Origin of the sequence: Mucilaginibacter ginsenosidivorans (assembly GCF_007971025.1) — a bacterium.
Classification (GTDB): domain Bacteria; phylum Bacteroidota; class Bacteroidia; order Sphingobacteriales; family Sphingobacteriaceae; genus Mucilaginibacter; species Mucilaginibacter ginsenosidivorans.
In genome coordinates this window covers 3,115,943-3,132,327 of the sequence record NZ_CP042436.1, presented here as the reverse complement: position 1 = coordinate 3,132,327, position 16,385 = coordinate 3,115,943, and the positions used below count along the sequence as shown (strand labels likewise).

General features: G+C 46.3%; 23 protein-coding genes and 1 pseudogene. 12 read left to right on the top strand and 12 right to left on the bottom strand.

Annotated features, from left to right (window positions below):
- Nucleotides 1-118: 118 nt before the first annotated feature.
- A complete protein-coding gene (locus FRZ54_RS14360; protein ID WP_147032281.1) occupies nucleotides 119-1,036 on the bottom strand; it encodes a DNA/RNA non-specific endonuclease in 918 nt (305 codons plus the stop codon).
- A gap of 18 nt (nucleotides 1,037-1,054) precedes the next feature.
- Here FRZ54_RS14360 and FRZ54_RS24500 point away from each other — a divergent pair, with 18 nt between their 5' ends.
- A complete protein-coding gene (locus FRZ54_RS24500) occupies nucleotides 1,055-1,216 on the top strand; it encodes a hypothetical protein (protein WP_187359630.1) in 162 nt (53 codons plus the stop codon).
- Here FRZ54_RS24500 and FRZ54_RS14355 read toward each other — a convergent pair.
- On the bottom strand, nucleotides 1,213-1,611 hold the full coding sequence (locus FRZ54_RS14355) for a hypothetical protein (protein WP_147032280.1): 399 nt from the start codon (nucleotides 1,609-1,611) through the stop codon (nucleotides 1,213-1,215). The genes FRZ54_RS24500 and FRZ54_RS14355 overlap by 4 nt on opposite strands.
- A gap of 48 nt (nucleotides 1,612-1,659) precedes the next feature.
- On the opposite strand from FRZ54_RS14355, the gene FRZ54_RS14350 reads away from it, so the two are divergent.
- A complete protein-coding gene (locus FRZ54_RS14350) occupies nucleotides 1,660-1,872 on the top strand; it encodes a trehalose-6-phosphate synthase (RefSeq protein ID WP_147032279.1) in 213 nt (70 codons plus the stop codon).
- Here FRZ54_RS14350 and FRZ54_RS14345 read toward each other — a convergent pair.
- From FRZ54_RS14345 to FRZ54_RS14320, 6 genes are all read right to left on the bottom strand, one after another.
- Nucleotides 1,841-2,047, bottom strand: coding sequence for a hypothetical protein (locus FRZ54_RS14345; RefSeq protein ID WP_147032278.1), 207 nt, complete (start codon nucleotides 2,045-2,047; stop codon nucleotides 1,841-1,843). The genes FRZ54_RS14350 and FRZ54_RS14345 overlap by 32 nt on opposite strands.
- Nucleotides 2,048-2,100: 53 nt before the next feature.
- Nucleotides 2,101-2,703 carry a hypothetical protein gene (locus tag FRZ54_RS14340; protein WP_147032277.1) on the bottom strand — a complete coding sequence of 201 codons (603 nt, stop codon included), beginning with the start codon at nucleotides 2,701-2,703 and terminating at the stop codon, nucleotides 2,101-2,103.
- A gap of 25 nt (nucleotides 2,704-2,728) precedes the next feature.
- Nucleotides 2,729-3,508, bottom strand: a complete 780-nt coding sequence (locus FRZ54_RS14335; protein ID WP_147032276.1) for a hypothetical protein — start codon at nucleotides 3,506-3,508, stop codon at nucleotides 2,729-2,731.
- A 206-nt stretch (nucleotides 3,509-3,714) separates the two neighbouring features.
- Nucleotides 3,715-4,119, bottom strand: coding sequence for an ester cyclase (locus FRZ54_RS14330; RefSeq protein WP_147032275.1), 405 nt, complete (start codon nucleotides 4,117-4,119; stop codon nucleotides 3,715-3,717).
- A 151-nt stretch (nucleotides 4,120-4,270) separates the two neighbouring features.
- Nucleotides 4,271-4,513, bottom strand: coding sequence for a hypothetical protein (locus tag FRZ54_RS14325; RefSeq protein ID WP_147032274.1), 243 nt, complete (start codon nucleotides 4,511-4,513; stop codon nucleotides 4,271-4,273).
- A gap of 6 nt (nucleotides 4,514-4,519) precedes the next feature.
- Nucleotides 4,520-4,780: a hypothetical protein gene (locus FRZ54_RS14320; RefSeq protein ID WP_147032273.1), complete on the bottom strand. Its 261-nt coding sequence runs from the start codon at nucleotides 4,778-4,780 to the stop codon at nucleotides 4,520-4,522.
- A gap of 156 nt (nucleotides 4,781-4,936) precedes the next feature.
- On the opposite strand from FRZ54_RS14320, the gene FRZ54_RS14315 reads away from it, so the two are divergent.
- From FRZ54_RS14315 to FRZ54_RS14305, 3 genes are all read left to right on the top strand, one after another.
- A complete protein-coding gene (locus FRZ54_RS14315) occupies nucleotides 4,937-5,731 on the top strand; it encodes an SDR family oxidoreductase (RefSeq protein ID WP_147032272.1) in 795 nt (264 codons plus the stop codon).
- Nucleotides 5,732-5,863: 132 nt separating this feature from the next.
- Nucleotides 5,864-6,460, top strand: a complete 597-nt coding sequence (locus tag FRZ54_RS14310) for a cupin domain-containing protein (RefSeq protein WP_147032271.1) — start codon at nucleotides 5,864-5,866, stop codon at nucleotides 6,458-6,460.
- 4 nt (nucleotides 6,461-6,464) lie between these two features.
- Nucleotides 6,465-6,752, top strand: a complete 288-nt coding sequence (locus tag FRZ54_RS14305) for an RNA polymerase sigma factor (RefSeq protein WP_147032270.1) — start codon at nucleotides 6,465-6,467, stop codon at nucleotides 6,750-6,752.
- 31 nt (nucleotides 6,753-6,783) lie between these two features.
- On the opposite strand, the gene FRZ54_RS14300 is transcribed toward FRZ54_RS14305, so the two are convergent.
- Together FRZ54_RS14300 and FRZ54_RS24745 are read right to left on the bottom strand one after the other, a co-directional pair.
- Nucleotides 6,784-8,574, bottom strand: a complete 1,791-nt coding sequence (locus tag FRZ54_RS14300) for a beta-L-arabinofuranosidase domain-containing protein (RefSeq protein WP_228462495.1) — start codon at nucleotides 8,572-8,574, stop codon at nucleotides 6,784-6,786.
- Nucleotides 8,493-8,852 carry a hypothetical protein gene (locus FRZ54_RS24745; RefSeq protein WP_228462494.1) on the bottom strand — a complete coding sequence of 120 codons (360 nt, stop codon included), beginning with the start codon at nucleotides 8,850-8,852 and terminating at the stop codon, nucleotides 8,493-8,495. The genes FRZ54_RS14300 and FRZ54_RS24745 overlap by 82 nt, the downstream gene beginning before the upstream one ends.
- 138 nt (nucleotides 8,853-8,990) lie before the next feature.
- Here FRZ54_RS24745 and FRZ54_RS14295 point away from each other — a divergent pair, with 138 nt between their 5' ends.
- Nucleotides 8,991-9,191 (top strand): hypothetical protein, encoded by a 201-nt coding sequence (locus FRZ54_RS14295; protein ID WP_147032269.1) that lies wholly within the window; start codon nucleotides 8,991-8,993, stop codon nucleotides 9,189-9,191.
- 73 nt (nucleotides 9,192-9,264) lie between these two features.
- Nucleotides 9,265-10,346 (top strand): annotated as a pseudogene (locus FRZ54_RS24990) (acyltransferase family protein).
- A gap of 293 nt (nucleotides 10,347-10,639) precedes the next feature.
- Here FRZ54_RS24990 and FRZ54_RS14285 read toward each other — a convergent pair.
- Nucleotides 10,640-10,834, bottom strand: coding sequence for a cold-shock protein (locus FRZ54_RS14285; protein ID WP_147032268.1), 195 nt, complete (start codon nucleotides 10,832-10,834; stop codon nucleotides 10,640-10,642).
- A 368-nt stretch (nucleotides 10,835-11,202) separates the two neighbouring features.
- Here FRZ54_RS14285 and FRZ54_RS14280 point away from each other — a divergent pair, with 368 nt between their 5' ends.
- The 5 genes from FRZ54_RS14280 to FRZ54_RS14260 all read left to right on the top strand — a co-directional run bounded on the left by FRZ54_RS14280 (nucleotide 11,203) and on the right by FRZ54_RS14260 (nucleotide 15,596).
- A complete protein-coding gene (locus FRZ54_RS14280; RefSeq protein ID WP_147032267.1) occupies nucleotides 11,203-12,591 on the top strand; it encodes a hypothetical protein in 1,389 nt (462 codons plus the stop codon).
- A gap of 55 nt (nucleotides 12,592-12,646) precedes the next feature.
- Nucleotides 12,647-13,792, top strand: coding sequence for a hypothetical protein (locus tag FRZ54_RS14275; RefSeq protein WP_147032266.1), 1,146 nt, complete (start codon nucleotides 12,647-12,649; stop codon nucleotides 13,790-13,792).
- 143 nt (nucleotides 13,793-13,935) lie between these two features.
- Nucleotides 13,936-14,571, top strand: coding sequence for a Crp/Fnr family transcriptional regulator (locus tag FRZ54_RS14270; protein ID WP_147032265.1), 636 nt, complete (start codon nucleotides 13,936-13,938; stop codon nucleotides 14,569-14,571).
- Between the two features lie 79 nt (nucleotides 14,572-14,650).
- Nucleotides 14,651-15,013, top strand: coding sequence for a hypothetical protein (locus tag FRZ54_RS14265; protein WP_147032264.1), 363 nt, complete (start codon nucleotides 14,651-14,653; stop codon nucleotides 15,011-15,013).
- Between the two features lie 85 nt (nucleotides 15,014-15,098).
- The gene (locus tag FRZ54_RS14260; protein WP_147032263.1) at nucleotides 15,099-15,596 is read left to right on the top strand and encodes a DinB family protein; all 498 of its coding nucleotides are present in this window, start codon (nucleotides 15,099-15,101) and stop codon (nucleotides 15,594-15,596) included.
- 69 nt (nucleotides 15,597-15,665) lie between these two features.
- Here FRZ54_RS14260 and FRZ54_RS14255 read toward each other — a convergent pair whose 3' ends face one another.
- Nucleotides 15,666-16,340: a lipid-binding SYLF domain-containing protein gene (locus FRZ54_RS14255; protein WP_147032262.1), complete on the bottom strand. Its 675-nt coding sequence runs from the start codon at nucleotides 16,338-16,340 to the stop codon at nucleotides 15,666-15,668.
- Nucleotides 16,341-16,385: the final 45 nt, after the last annotated feature.

The following is a 16,385-nucleotide window of genomic DNA, read 5'->3' as shown; positions in this document are numbered from 1 at the left end:
AGATTGGTGCAAAAATTATATATTACGGGTGATTTCCTCAACCTTTACAATCCCCCTGCGCTTTAATAGTAACCGGTATCGCGTAGTCTCGAAAAGCTCTTTTGGTCACACAAACCCATCAATACAAATCCGCAAATTGTTTATTCCCCAGCGGTTCGCGTACGGTGGCGGGTAAGGTAGTGAAGAACCGGTAACCTGTGGCGCGTTCGATATCGCTTACCGTGCAAACGTATCTTCGCCAGTCGGGCGATACAGCTTCATCGTTAGGGGTGTCTATGGCTATTACATCCGTACCGGCATCTATCCGGTCCAGGTCATCGTTGTTGTCGGGTATCACCAGGGCTATCTTCCAGATATGCGCAGGCACGCGGATATGGCCATCGGCTATGTTTTCGCGGTAGCCCAGCCTGCCGGTTCCGCCCTTGCCGTAGCATCCCATAATGATGTAAACCTCGTTGCCCTGCCTCACCTTTTCGCGGCAGTAACTTTCAAAGTGTTCCCAGGTGTGCTGGTTATTGTTTTTGGCCTGCGGTATAATGTTATCCATCAAAAACGTGGAAGAGTTAGCTTCGGCGCTTGCGGTGCGGTCGCCGCTGGGGCAATTATGCCCTTTATCAAAACCCGAACCCCGGTAACCGGCATTATCCGCCGCGAACCATCCGCGGGGAAGCGTGGTATCCGGCCTGAAATCATTACTGCGGGCTACGGCGCCGATATCTCCGGCACACAGGTGCCAGCTAACCCAATTCGGTTCGCCGGTGCTGCGGTTGTAGCTTTCGATATAGTATTTATGATCGATGAGGTAATTGGCCGAGTCATGAATATCATTTGTTGCCAAACTCGGGTTTCCCAGCAGCATATTGTTATCGTCGCCCGCGTGCCGGGGCAATCGGGCCTCTGTTCTCCGCTTATAGGTATGGTGACGTTTGGTATGCTTCTGCGGCTGCTGACAAGCACTAAAGCCTAATGTTACAAATAATAAAAGGTGAGCGAAAGTGCGTAAGCTGCGGTTGATCATCACCGGGGCAATTTCCAATTTTTTAACGACATGCCAATGGCTTCAGTTGAAAACTGGAAATATAAAACCAACGGCTGCTGGTTCACGATAGCGAAAGCGCCTGAACTGGTGTGGCCCAAATCACAAATTCCCGGCCATGTGCAATCCTCTCTGTCGGGCAACAACAGACAAGTTTACACTGAAAAGAATATTGGCTAAGAAAAGAAATGAGAACAAAAAAAGCGATGCTCCATCCACTTTAACAAATCGTACAGAGCATACAAACCTGCTAATGCCGTTCCGACTGATAAAAGGTAACTTTGTACGACCTCGCGACAATGACGCGTCCGACTGGCTTTAAACTCACTCCAATAACCATCGAATTTTACACCCTTAACAGTCACTATATATAAATTCAATTTCTCTTCGAAGAATATATATCCATCTTCTTGAAGTTGATATAAAAACCTCTTAATCTCTGAATCCGATGCTTCGACCTTTTGATGTTTTAGCATTCCTTTTATCTCGTGTTCTGGAATACCTACTTCATCTTTTCTGAATAGACGTAATAGCGTGTCTATTTTATGTAATTGCTCTTTGGCGAACTTCGTCATACCCAAACATACCAATTTTTAAAAGGTATTTTACACTATATTTGGGGTATGGAAATTAAAGCAAAAGCAGGGATAGATTATAAAAAACTGGTTTTAGGTTTTTGTACCGAACATAGCATACCTAATCTTTGGGAAGTTCAGCAATCAAGAGAGTCGATAGATGGATATGTAACAGTTAGGGTTAATCAACCATTTGCGAAAAAGATGACGGAGTCTGATTTGGAAAAAATCAGTCAGTTTTTGCAAACTCTTCGCGCATAAAGTTATAGAAACGTTCCTTTGGGGTTGATATTAAGAATTGCGATTTGCCGTTTTTGATTATTTCGATTGTGCAATAGTCGTCACCAAGCCATATTTTTTGGTCACCTATTTCAAAAGAAATATCTATATCATCGGCATTTTGAGTATCATACGCAGGAATTTCCGGCATTGCCATTCACTAAATATTTAAGTTAGTGTAAACATACATGTTATTGCCCTCTGTCGATCCTACTCTATCAGCTTGGCTATCTTTTGCAGCGGTATCGTATCTGCAAAACCCAATATTTCGGTATCCGTGCAATCGTCGACCTTAAAGGTGATCATGGCGCTGCCTAAAGGTATCAGCAGTTCATAGTCATTTTTGTCGGCGGTACTGCCTGCCTGCTTTTCGAGCCTTGCCTTGTAGCCCTGCACTTTAACCGTCTTGCTTTTACCGTCACTCATCATGCCGCCCAGCATCGGGGTGTTCAGTATCGAATTGGTCATGGCAACCAAAGGCGAGTTACTAATGATAGAAATATCGGCCTTTTTGGCATCTTTTTGAGCGTAGGCGCGGTGTATGGTAGCGCCAACGTAGCCGATATTTGAAGTTACATTATCGTCCTTTGCTACAATTTCCATCGCGTCCATTTTTGTGGGCAGTAATTTCAGCACTTCCTGGCCCACCACCAGGTCAACTTCCTGCATGGCCTGTTGTAAGGCAAAATGAGTTTCCTCCAGCTTGCCCGCGTTGTAAGAGGTTTTGGCGGTGGCCATTGCTTTGGTAAAATCCTGCGCCTGGCTGTAGCCGGCAATAGTGATAAATGCGATGAATGTTAAAAAAGTCTTCATAAATATTTTTATTGCGTATCTGAAATTATTGTTCCCCAAGCATTTTTTTAATGCCATCTATATCGAATGAATTAGCAGCGGCCATTACTTCCTGCTCGTTGGCAAAATTGATGCATTCCCAAACTATCATGGAAGTTTGACCAAGCGACGCGATAAGGGTATAGCCCTTGCTGTCCTCGTATTGAATGATGGCTTTATTGCCCTTAACCCTCACCTGCTTAAAATTTTGTGTCGAACCGTTGGCCTGCATCATGCCCGCATTTGAAAAATACAGCGTGGCCAGGCCGGCATACACGCCTGCATTTCCGACCGTAACCGTCATTTGTTTATCGGCCGTATTTTTCCACACACGGTGAATGCTCAGGTTGCTCCAGCCCCATTGGGTGCTCATTACCACATCCTGCGCGGTGTCCACGTTCAATGCATCTACCGTCGGCGGTAACGATTTTAATATCTGCCGGCCCAACTGTATCTCCACGCCCATCAGCGCCTGCTGCAGCGAATACCGGGCATCGCTGTAATTTTTTGCAGCATGTGCCGTTTCGGCGTCCGCCATTTCTGCCTTTACATCGGGCGGAGCGGTATTGCTCAATCCGCCGCCGCCTTTGTTAACGGGCTTGCCCGACGAGGAACTGCTATTATCGGCAGATTGATTTTCGGGCGGAATGCCTGCCTTTTTATCGACTTCTTTATCTACCACTTTGTTCACTTTATCCTTGAGCTTTTTGAAGAGCCCTTGCGACGATGCCGTGTTAGCGGCCGTAAAGGCGATGAGGAAACAGAGACTGTATAGAACTTTTTTCATAATTGGATATTTGCACAGTTAGTAAATATAGGGTTCATAAGGTATTCAAAACTAATGATTTAAAATAATTTGGCAAAAAATATGCTGGCTATTTTTACTTGTTTTGGGCGAGTTTATGATATAGTTCACTGCATCTTTTCCGGCACGAACCATCACACAACTATACTAAACGCAGGTTGTTTGATCATCGAAAAACAGATAAAATTCTATACCAATTGCTCCGGGGATATCTTACCCGTTTGCAGATTCAAAGTCAGGAAATCGAAAAAGTTCCATCCCTCCGTTATCTTGCCTTCCTGTACCCGGGTTATAGACGTACCCATAAAATTAACGGGCTTGCCGCTTTGTTTATGCGTGGCCGTAACGGTACAAATTGCCGTTACATAGTCGCCATCCACCAGCATTTTTTCCACAGTTACGTGTATACCCGCATAGTCGTTGTTAAACGCCTCGTAAAATGGCCTGAAGCCATCCGATCCCACGATTGGTTCGGGACTGAGCCCAAAGGCGTTTGCTTCGGGGTGCATCATTTCGGCAATGGCTCCGGCATTACCGCTGTTCCAAACTTCGTTATACCAACTGCGGATCGTGTTACTTTTTTCATTCTCCATAACCAGCAAGTGTTATTTAACTGACATTTATAATCGCAAAAATACAAGGTAGTTATGCGTTATGAAATAGTAAAAACACCTATTCTGACGAGTAAAAACACCTATATCAACCAGGCGGTTGCGGGAGGCTACCGTAATGCACCAAAAAATTCTATCCTTTCAGCTTTGGGGGATTTTTGCCGGCGATGCTGTCGATATAGTTGCCAATAGTTCTTATCAGTGATGCATCGAGAAAGTCTTCGATACGCTGCAGCCATTCGTTACCGAATTTGTATAGCATGGCCTGTTTGCCGTCCATAAACTGAACCAGCCAAACCTTGAGTTTTTTAAAAGTGGTACGCATAATTTGTACCGGCTGGACCGATCCGTCCTTTAACCTGATTTTATGGATCATACGGCGCTAAGACTTTATTAAGGGTAGTATTTCCTTTTCTTTCGTTTCGAGCAGTTTACCTAAACGCCGGATATTTTGCTTGGTAAAAAATTTCATTTTCACCTTTTCCCCTATCCAGCCTTTGCCGGGCAGGCGTTTGATGATCATGGATTCGCCTTTATCGTTCAATGTTTTAACCAGGAAACTGTAGGGGGCCATAGCTAAAGGTGTCACCACCAGAGCTAAAGGTGAATTATAAATGTGGAGGATGATGGTGAAACTCGTCATGGCAACTATGGTAAAGCAAAAAATGAGTAATTGTTCTGATCATAGAAACGCAGCCTGGGTTATTCCAATAGGTTTTAAACGTTAATTGCGCCGAATAATTATACACAAATCAATTAAAAACCACGTAGGTTTGCGGTGATTGACATATCATAAAAAATGACGGTTAGTATTTTAGGCTGCGGCTGGTATGGCAAAGCTTTTGGCCGGGCACTTGCCGCAAAGGGTTTTACAGTAAAGGGGTCGTCTACTTCGGCTGATAAGCTAAGCGCACTTGCTGAATTTGGTATTTTACCTTTTGAAGTGCGCGCCGGGGCTGATAGTCTTAGCGCCGATCCGGCGTTCTTCGATTGCGATGCACTGGTCGTGAGCATCCCACCCCGGTTTCGCAGGGGCGAAACGGCTGATTATCTGCCAAAGCTTGGGCATATCATCAATACGATAAAACAGTACGGCATTAAAAAAGTGATCTACACCAGCTCGACGGGTGTTTACGGCGATACGAACAGCGAGGTTGATGAACTATCCAACCCGCAGCCCGCACCCGTCACAGGCGCCATATTACGGGAAGCTGAAAATCTTTTTGAGACTGAAACAGCTTTTAAAACCGCCATCCTGCGCTTCGGCGGACTGATAGGCGAAGGCCGTGAACCGGGCAGGTTTTTTGCAGGAAAAACCGGGATACCGAATGGCCGGGCCCCGGTTAATTTGATCAGCCTGGAGGATTGTGTGGGCATAACCGAAGCGGTAATCGCAAACGATGCCTTTGGATATGTGTTCAATGCCTGTTCGCCGGAGCACCCACCTAAGGCAGAATTTTACCGCGCCGCTGCCGCCAAAGCCGGGTTACCCCTGCCTGAATTTCTCAACGAACTCCTCAACTGGAAAATTGTGAACAGCGTGAATGTGCCGGAAATTTTAGGATATCGATTTACCGGTAGGCTTATCGCTTAACCCCTCCCGGTTGTAAGAATCAACCCGGCCGGAACGCTGAGTTACAATACTTTCTTTACATTTGATGGATATGACGAACCGCGTTCGGCAATAGTTATTACTAATGGGGTTTATTATTGACCGGCATAAGAAATGAAGAAAATTAAAGCGTACATCGAAAGCGGTAGCCTGGAGCAGCATTGCTTTGACCTATCCAATGCGGAGCGTGCGAAAGAAGTCGCTGAACTTAGCGCGTCACACCCCGAGGTCAGGCAGGAACTTAACGAAATTGAACAAACCATTGAATTACTTGCCCAAAGTTATGCCATTGAACCTGACGACCGGCTTAGGGGCAGGTTGCTGAATGTACTGGGCTTTGCCGGCGATGAGCAATTGGATATCAATAACCTGCCCACCACTGGCAAGTATTCCGATCCTGTTAGTTGGCTGAATGCAGTTGAGCATTTGCTGCCGGCCGAACCCTTTGAAGATTTCTTCCAGCATATTTTACGGCAGGACGAGCAAATAGCCCAAATGCTGGTCATAACCCGGCTGAACGTGCCACCGGAAATTCACGAGGACGTAGCCGAAAGTTTTTTCATCCTGAAAGGCCAGTGCACCTGCACCATAGGCGACAAGCGGGTTATCCTTACCCCGGGCGATCATCTGGATATCCCGCTGCATGTCAGTCATGATGTAAAAATAGATTCTCCCTACGTCATCGCCATTTTGCAACATCAATTTTCCTGATCCGATGAAAACTACCCCGGCTGAGCAGGAGCTGATCAAAGCGATCGCGCGGCGCGACGTTGCGGGTGCAGCGTCGTTATATGATCAATATGCAGGGAAGCTCTTCAAAATTATTTGTTGTTCTATTGCCGACCAACAGTTAGCCGTTGCAGTGCTGGAGGAAACAATGCTATACATCTGGAACAACTGCAAAGATTATCACAAGCAAGACTCGCGCCTGCTATTATGGATGGCAGGGGTTGCCCGGCAAATGGCCCGCAAAAGGGTCCAAAGTCAGCAAGGAAGCGCCTGATTAACGCCAGGTATATCTGCCTAAACACTCATCAATTCACAACAGGGAAAGCCGATATCCTCAACCTTGAGCCGCCCATAGGTACCAGGGTAATGCTGGTTTCAGCTTCATCAGTTTTTACCGGACTTTCGGGCAGCAGCCCGCACAAGCCATACTGATCTATTTTCCACCCGGGTATTTGTTTGCCTTTCGCTTTCAGCACTATTGGGGCCGACTTGTTAGTGAATGGATTATTATCTTTTGGCCAGGCCCTTTTTTCAACCTGGAATGACATGGCCGGATCTTTATCGTTTAGTTCCAGCCCATAGTTCCATGCCGAAGCGGGGTATATCTCGTAAGTCGGCCATTTTGCCTGGTCGGCATTCGGCTGCCATTTCGCATCGGCCACGGCGTTTTCTTTGGTCGAGGCTACTTTTACATATTTCTCGTCTATCTTCAGCGAAAATGTAAGCGGGCCATAATTCACGCTCACGCTGTTTTTATTCTTCTCCCACTCGCGCACCTGTATCTTCATTGGCAGGTGCAGGGTTATCCGGTCGCCGTTTTTCCAGGTATTTTGCAGTTTGATATACTCCGCCCCTTCCGAACTAACCGGCACTGCCCTGCCATTCACCTGTACGCTTGCATTCACACACCATTTTGGTATGCGCAGGTAGACAGGAAATTTATTAGGGGCCGCAGTTTGAATTTTAAGGTTGACGGTCTCGTTAAAAGGATATTTTGTTGTGGTAACTATGGTAACCGCCTGCCCGTTGCCCGCTTTAGCGGTAACAGAGCCTTCGGAATACAACTGGTCGGCCAAACCGTTATCAGGCGTAGCCATCCAGCTATTCTCCGCATAATATACCCACCCGGCCGAATGATTATGCTGGCAGCACCGGCTGCTGAAAGGGTTCATGTTCAGAAACGGACCGTCATTGTTTATACCTGGTGCGTGGTTCTTACTGTCGCTCACCACCATGTTTGGGGCGGTAAGGTAACGCAGGCTTTTATAATCCGGCATAAAGGCGGCAGGGAAGGTATTGAAGGCCACATCCTCGCAGTTATCGGCCCAAAAAGTATCGCCGGTAAATTGCAGCAGGAACTCGTCCGAGGTGATTTGCTCCACCATGCCGCAGGTTTCCACGGCCTGGCGGGGGTCGTCATAACCTTTGCGGGCATTCTCGTCGGCGCCAAACATACCACCCGGCACCTGCCCGTAAATATTGCGGATCAGTTTAAAGTCGTTATAGGATGCTGCCAGGTCGGCCGGGTTATTGCTTTGCATAAAATAAGTTGCCGGCTCGCGGAACGACTGTGCCACGTTTACATTGTGCCAGTTGGGCAGGTTATTGGCCTGTCGCCAGTTGGCCGTATTGCGGTCGATCTTGGTGGCCAGGTCGAGCAGCCATTTTTCGCTGGTACGGTTATAGAGCCAGTAGACGCTGATGAGGTTATCCCCGCCCCTGCTGTTCTCCCAGTAATCCTTCAAAAACAGGCTATCCGGTACAGTTTGTTCGTATTTGAAATACCGCGACATCAGCTTGAGCACCCTGGGATCGCTTGAGTATTCGTAATATGATTGCAGGCACCAAAGCATAGGCATATTGCCCCAAAGATCGCGCCGCCCGGGTTTGGTATAATTCAGCGGACCGAAATCGCCGTTGGCACGCTGGTTTTTGATGACGGTGTTGATCCAAAATTTCGTTTCCTTCAGCATTTTCGGGTCGCGCAGCATGTAGGCAATGTCGCCGTAACCTTTCAGCCAGTAAGGCAATTCCTCCCAGCCATATTTGCCTTGCCGCTTTTGTTTACCCAGGCGTTGTCTGTCTTCGAGAGCCATACGCTTATCTCGCCGAGGTTGCCGGTGAGGCCCCCGCGCTGCAGCTCCAGTTGCCTGCGCAGCCAGCCGCCGGGTTTAATGGCTGTTACCGGCAGTTTTACAAAGTATTGCGGTTTAAGAGGAGCCTTATTGGAGGTATAATAGGCGTTATGTCCTTTATCACTAATCTCTTTTATAGCGGTTGCCGTTTGAGCGGATGATTTGTTACAGAAGAATGCGGCCAGTATAAAACAGCCTGTTAAGGCGGCTTTGCGGGCCTGCGAAGTTGTGCTTTTCATAATCGGTCTAATTATCGTTGCGCAAATTATGAATAGACGGGTAATATGGCAAATAGATAAGGCCTTTTTCCTGCTTCGCGTAAAAGTAAATCCAAACGTCGCTTAATATGTTATCTATATAAGATCAAAAAATCCACCATGCAAAAGAAAACATTCCCTGGCGAAAAGGAAGAGATGCCCGTGACGCCGCATAAACCCGAAATAGAACGCCCCGGCGATCCAAAAACACCGCAGATACCCCAAGAGGATCCGAACCGGATACCGCCCGAGATAACGCCGCAGCAGCAGCCACCCCAGGAAGCGCCGCCCGGGCAATCAGGCAATGTCCCAGCAGGATGATTTGGCGGATTTGGTAATATTCGCTATTCTTGACGTTAGTGTCCCTGTTAATAGACCAACGGGATGAATAAGTATGGAGCTACAAACACCGGCGATATTAAAAACCAAACCACATTTTGAAATTCTCGATGGATTACGCGGGGTAGCTGCGCTATCAGTCGTGACCTTTCATTTTATGGAAATGGCCATTTCCGATTACAGTAAGAACTTTATCGGGCATGGATTTTTGGCTGTGGATTTCTTTTTCTGCCTGTCAGGTTTTGTGATCGCTTATGCTTACGACGACCGTATCGGGAAGATGGGTGTGATGGAATTTTTTAAATCACGGCTGATACGGCTGCACCCGATGGTAATTATGGGTTCGGTGCTTGGCCTGATAACTTTCCTGTTCGACCCGTTTGGCGGCCACCCGGAGTTGTACAGCACCGGGCGAATAGCGTTGATATTCCTTTGTTCTATCCTGCTTATCCCCTTCCCGGTGGTAACGGAACGGGCGTTTAACCTTTTCAACTTAAATGCACCGGCGTGGTCGTTGTTTTGGGAGTACATCGCCAATATTTTTATGCCTTTATTTTGAGCAAACTGCATAAACGCTGGTTGTTGTTGCTTACCCTTTTAATGACTGTTCCGCTTTGTTTTGTTTGTTACCGCACCGGCAACCTGATGGGCGGCTGGAGCGGCGGCACCTTTTGGGACGGGGGAGCCCGGGTAGCCTATTCATTTTTGGCGGGCATGCTGGTTTACCGTTTTAACTGGATCATCCGGTCGAAGCTTGGTTTCGGGCTTATGTTGGTACTGGTATTCGCGGCCTTTATTATGCCATTTTCCAAATGGAACTGGCTGACCGAACCTTTAGTAGTATTGTTCTATTTCCCGCTGATAGTTGCCCTGGGTGCCGGCGCCAAACTGAGCGAAGGGCTTAGAAAAATATGCGTGTTCTCCGGCAAAATATCATACCCGCTGTATATGACCCATTATGCGGCGCTATGGATGTTCGGGAACTATTATGCATCGCATAAACCAGGCACTACCGAGTTTTCCGTGGTTGTAATTACCTCTGTCATTTTGCTGGTTGGCGTGGCCTGGCTGGTCATGGTATTTTACGATATACCGGTGCGCAGGTATTTGGGGAGGAAGAGAATTGCAGACGGATAAATTTTCTCAGGTACATCACCAAATATATCGGGAAGATCTAAATCCCTCCCTCGGGAGGGGTGCGGCTGGAAAGTGACGAGACCGGGAGGGGTTTCGCCGCTTTATTACCCCTTCCTCCCCTTCCCCAGGGAAGGAATCGCACAAGCCCGTTTTTATTCTTATTCTTACAGGCGCCCAGGCCGCAAGACCAATAAAGCCGGCATTCCTATAAATTTCCAGATCGGCTGAAAGCCATAAAACAAAAAAGCACCCGCCGTATGGCGGATGCTTTACGAGTAACTTATAGTGATTGCTTAAATAACTTTTACGTTTACTGCGTTTAGGCCTTTTTTGCCTGTTTGCTCTTCGTACTGTACGCGGTCATTTTCGCGGATGTCGTCGATGAGTCCTGTTGAGTGAACAAAGATGTCTTCTCTGTTGTCACTCGGTGAAATAAATCCAAAACCTTTAGTGTTGTTGAAAAATTTCACTGTTCCTTCTTTTTGCATTATGCTTCTTTTTAATTAAGTGCGCAAGGTAGGCATTAATATCGGCATTATTTTCATTTTGGTAAAATATATTAACAATGTGTTAAGGAGCGCGTATTCGGGTAGCGTTAAAAAGTCTTAGATCGTATTGGGGCGACTGACATGTTCCGTACCATAACCGAACGCCCTACTGTCCGTTTTCGATACAGGATTTTATTACAACCACCATTCACACCAATAAGGAAAGCAAATTTTCTATAATTTTTATTACTGATAATCAATAAGTTATAATTAACTGATTATAAATACTAATCAATTAGTATTTGTCCTAATAGATTAGTATTGTTTTTGCTGAACTTTAGCGATCATCAATTAAAAAAATAAATCGCATGAACAATTCAACTATACCGGCCCTTTTCCGCAAGTGCCTTTTGGCAGCAGGCAGCCTGTTGCTTTGCACCACAAGTGTTAACGCCCAGGTAGTTACAACGGTAGCACCCCTGGTTAGTCCTGTTGTTACCGCAGTTATTGCACCGGTACATCCTGTTATACCGCCGGTAAACCCGGTTATCGCAGATATCAGCCCGGCAATAAACATCGACCCGCAGGTAAGCGTAGATGATATTGACGTGGGCGACATTGATGTAGATGTAAACGTTATTGGCCCCGATATGACCGAAGGCAAATGGTTTGCCACAATTAAAGGAGACAAGATCAGGATAGAGTTCCGGGCGGACAGCGACGATAATCATTGGTCGAACGATGCTGACTTCGCGCTGAGCGAATTCCCGAACCTGCCGAAAGGCCAGAAAGGTGAATTCTCGTTGACGCGCGACGCCGGGACAATTGTTTTTAACGGCAAGTTTGATGACGATATGGGTTTTGGTACTTATAAATTCAGCGCCAACAAAGCGTTTGACGATTATATAAAAAGCTCGGGCGTTACCGATGTAAAGGACCGCGACGCATTCTCGTTTTTCATGGTCGACCTGAAAAAAAGCTATGTAGACATGCTGGCTAAAAACGGTTTTAAAGATATTAAGTCACATAATTTGGTTGCCATGTCGGCTATGAAGGTGGACGAATCTTTCATACAGGGCATCAGGTCGGCTGGTTATAGCGACATTTCCGTTCACCAGCTTATCGCCATGAAATCAATGAATATTACGCCTGCTTATATCAATGAACTTGCCGCTATGGGTTATAAGGATGTACCCGCGCATGATGTTGTTGCCTTTAAATCGATGAATATCGATGCCGCCTACATCAAAGGTTTCAATGACATTGGTTATACCAACACCCCTATCCATTCGCTGATCTCTTTTAAATCGATGGATATTACGCCGGAGTTTATCAAGGGACTTAACGATATGGGCTATAAAGATGTAGCGGCCCATGATATTATCTCGTTCAAATCAATGAATATAACAGCCGCCTACATCAAAGGCTTTACGGATATCGGTTACACTAACATTCCCATCCGTTCGCTGGTAGCTTTTAAATCGATGGAGGTTACCCCTGCTTTTATCAAAGGCTTTATGGATATGGGCTATAAGGATATCGATGCGCATAACATTATTGCCTTGAAATCGCTGGATATCAAACCATCGTTCGTGGATGGCTTTAAGAAACTTGGTTTTACCGATATCCCGCTGAACGAACTGCCCGCATTGAAATCGAACGGCGTTACGCCCGAGTATGTTGCCTCGATGCAGCAAAAAGGATTCAAATCCACCAGTCTGCGCAAGTATATACAGATCAAGAATTCGTTTAATTAAGGTGGTGAATGGTGAGTGGTGAATAGAGACTAAAAGCAATAAGAAAATTTTAAAGATGAATAAGAAAACAATCATAAGCTGCTTTGCGGTGCTTACTTTAAGCACTTCATTTGCGGGTACCGCATTCTCTCAGCAAAAGGCGAAATCAGAGGACGAAGAGCAGGACAGGTGGGGGCATTCGCCCGGCACATGGGACGCTGTGGTGAAGGACGGGATAGTGAATATCCAATTTTATGGCAGGCATTGGAGTAACGGCCGGAATTTTACGATGGCCGAGTTGGGTACACTGCCTGCCGGAAAGATAGGCGAATTTACACTAAGCCGCGAATCGGGAAAGATGACCTTCAAAGGCGTGTTCCAGGACCACTGGGGCCACGGCTCTTATACGTTTGAGCAAAATGCATCATTTAAATCGTACCTGGAGCAAAAGGGCTACAGTGGGCTTGACGATGAGCTGATGCTGGCGGTTTTCTTCACCGACATTAATAAGGCATATTTTGACTTTATGAAGGATAATGGCTATCCCTCCATTTCAAACGACCAGTTTAAGGACCTGGCCGAGCAAAACATGAGTCGGAAAGTGCTGGAAGATTATTTTACTATGTTTAAAGCGGAAGGATACGGGCACCAGCCGATAGACAAATTGGTGGAACTAAGGGAGCATGGGGTGACGGCTAAATACATAGCCAGCATCCACCAGATGGGATATAAAGGCTTTTCGCTGGACAAGGCGCTGGAACTGCGCGACCATGGCGTTACTGCGGATTATATTGCCAGCCTCAAAAAAATGGGCGATCCGAATGTAACACTCGACCAGGCACAGGATCTGCGCGATCACGGCGTGACTACAGAATATGTTGCCAGTTTGAAAAAGCTGGGTTACCCTAACATGACGCTGGATAAGGCGCAGGAATTGCGCGACCACGGCGTTACTGTAGAATATGTGAACAGCATGCAGAAATTAGGCTACAAAGATATCACCCTCGATAAGGCCCAGGACCTGCGCGATCACGGTGTTACCGCCGGGTTTATTAAAAGCATCAACGATCTTGGGTTCAAAAACATCAGCCTTGAAAAAGCTGAAGACCTGCGCAACCATGGTGTTACAGCCTCGTACATCAAAAAAATGAAAAGCAAAGGCATCAAGCTGGATACGCTGGACGATTTTATCAAACTGAGAGATACGGGATTTGACGATTGAGATAGTAAATGATAAAATGCAAAGAAAAGTCCCGGCGTACCGGGATTTTTTTTGCATAGGCAGGGAAAGCTGGAAAATATTTTGACTTTACTATTACCGGGAAACTTCCGCACCCTAACATTGCGTTACTTACTTTTACAGCAATGGAAATAAGATCACGCCTGGCGGAGGTGTTCCCGATGTTACAACGGCCCGACCTGGAACGGGAAATAATGGAGCATGCCACCTTCATTACCGCAGCCGCCGGCGAGGTTATCATACGCGAAGGGCAATATCTGAAAGTGTTGCCGCTGGTTATCAGTGGATCACTGCGGGTATCGCAGCAATCGGACGGGCGGGAGATATTGCTATATTATGTTCAGCCCGGCGAAACGTGTATCATGTCGTTATCATCATGTTTTTTCAACGTCGAAAGCCCGTCGACAGCTATCGCAGACACCCAAACCGGGATACTTTGCGTACCCACCCGCTTTATCAAAGAATGGCAGCGCCGGTATGACCCCTGGAACGAATTTGTGATCCGCACCTTCCAAAGTCGCTATAATGAATTGCTTGACCTTTTCCGAACCGTAGCATTTGATACCATAGAGGTACGAGTTATCAATTACCTTAAAAGCTATTCTTCGCGGGAAAACACCCGAAATATACCCATCACTCACCTCGCACTGGCAAACGCGTTAGGCACAACCCGGGTTGTGATCTCGAGAATATTGAAGCGTTTTGAACAGGAAGGCAAATTGCAATTGCTCCACGGCAGTATCAGGATTACGGGGCTATAATTCGGGCTTGTATCAAAAGATACCTTTTTGAGGGATAAGACGGCCGTAGTTTTGTGTTGAACAACAATATCAATACAAAATGAATACGGTAAAATTAGTGCGCCTGCACGCTTCGGTCCTCATCATTTGCAGCATGGTTGGCCTTTTCGGCTATTATTTTCAATTCGGTTTTTTCCAGGTTACGGCGTGTATACCGGCTACGGTAGGTATGGTGCTGATGATCATTTGTTCCATGCAGTTCAGCAATCCCACGGTTAAATATGCGATCTTGTTCCTGCTAACGCTCGCTTTCGGCATTATGCTGACGAGGATGTCCATTAAATTCATTCCACAACAATTTCAGCCGTTACGCAAAAGGATATACTTTCCTGTGATGGCTGTTTCCTCTATCATCACGATCATCGTCATGATCAGGAATTATTACCGGTACCGCTCAAATTAATTTATCCCGGTTGTATCTTTTGATACCTTTTTGCGGTCCGTGGTCAAATTAGTTTTGCCTAATAACATTAAAACAAAAAAAAATTATGAACCCAAAAGATTTGATCGCAGAAATTGAATTTGAAGCAACTTCAACCAGGCGCCTATTAGAACGAATACCGGCAGAAAAATTAGCTTGGGCGCCGCATGATAAAGCTATGCCACTGGGACAACTCGCTTTCCATGTTGCTACCATTCCCGGCAATAACCTGTCATTTGCCAATGATGGCCGAACCAATGTGGAAGTTCTGACGGCCCACCACATACCAGCCTCAAAAAACGAGATACTGGAAAATTTCGAAACCAGCCTGGCCGGGGCACTACAGTTGTTAGGCCGAATAAGCGATGATTGGGGCGCGCAAAAGTGGGACCTGATAAAAAACGACCATAGTATTTTTTCCATATCCAGATCGTTATTTTCAAGGCTGCTGGTACTAAATCATTTTTATCACCACCGCGGCGAACTGGTAAGCTATCTCAGGATATTGGATGTACCCATTCCTTCCGTATATGGGCCAAGCGCCGACGAGGACCCATTTGCCTGATCGTTACCCCTCTTAATCAAAAAAGCTAAAACGCCAAATCAGCGTTTTAGCTTTTCATTTGAGCTTATTTTATAAACTTGCCAAAGTCGTTTTTAGCAGTTTAACGGCATCGGTATTACTGTTACCGTTGGCAAAAACATCGCTGGCGGTTACATTATCGCCGTAGTAACCTTTTATAGCATCTTTATCTATGTTCAAACTGGAACCATTGATGCTAACACCGGCAAAAAGCCCCCGGCTGCGGGAATAAGAATAGATCTCGGCCTCTAATTTGTAATCTGTGTTAGCGGAGGTTGTTCGCCCAACCGGTCCTGCGGCGGCCGATGCATCACCTCCTATGGTAAAGTCACCGTCTTCGACTTTGGTTAACACCCCCTTATGCTTAAAAACCATCACCAGGTCCACCGACTGTACACCGATCTGCGGACCGATACTGCCACCTGTCAGGGTAATAAAAACCGGGTTGCTCCAACTGCCGTCAGCAAGTTTTACAATGGCCACACCTTTTCCGCGCTTACCACCTATCCCCAACCCGGCGTTTATCAGTTTGGGGATTATCACAATACCTTCGTAAGATTCTATCAGGTCGTGCGGGATCTTTTCTTTCATGGTGCTAAAGTCTTTTAACACGTTTGCCGCTGCATGTATCCGCTCGGTCTCCTTATCGCCTATGGGCTTAGCCGATGTCATCAGCAGGAATAAACTCAACATTAATGGGATACCTAAAAATTTGATCGTTTTCATAGTCTGTAACTTGATATTTCCTAAACGGCAAAGTTACCTACTTGT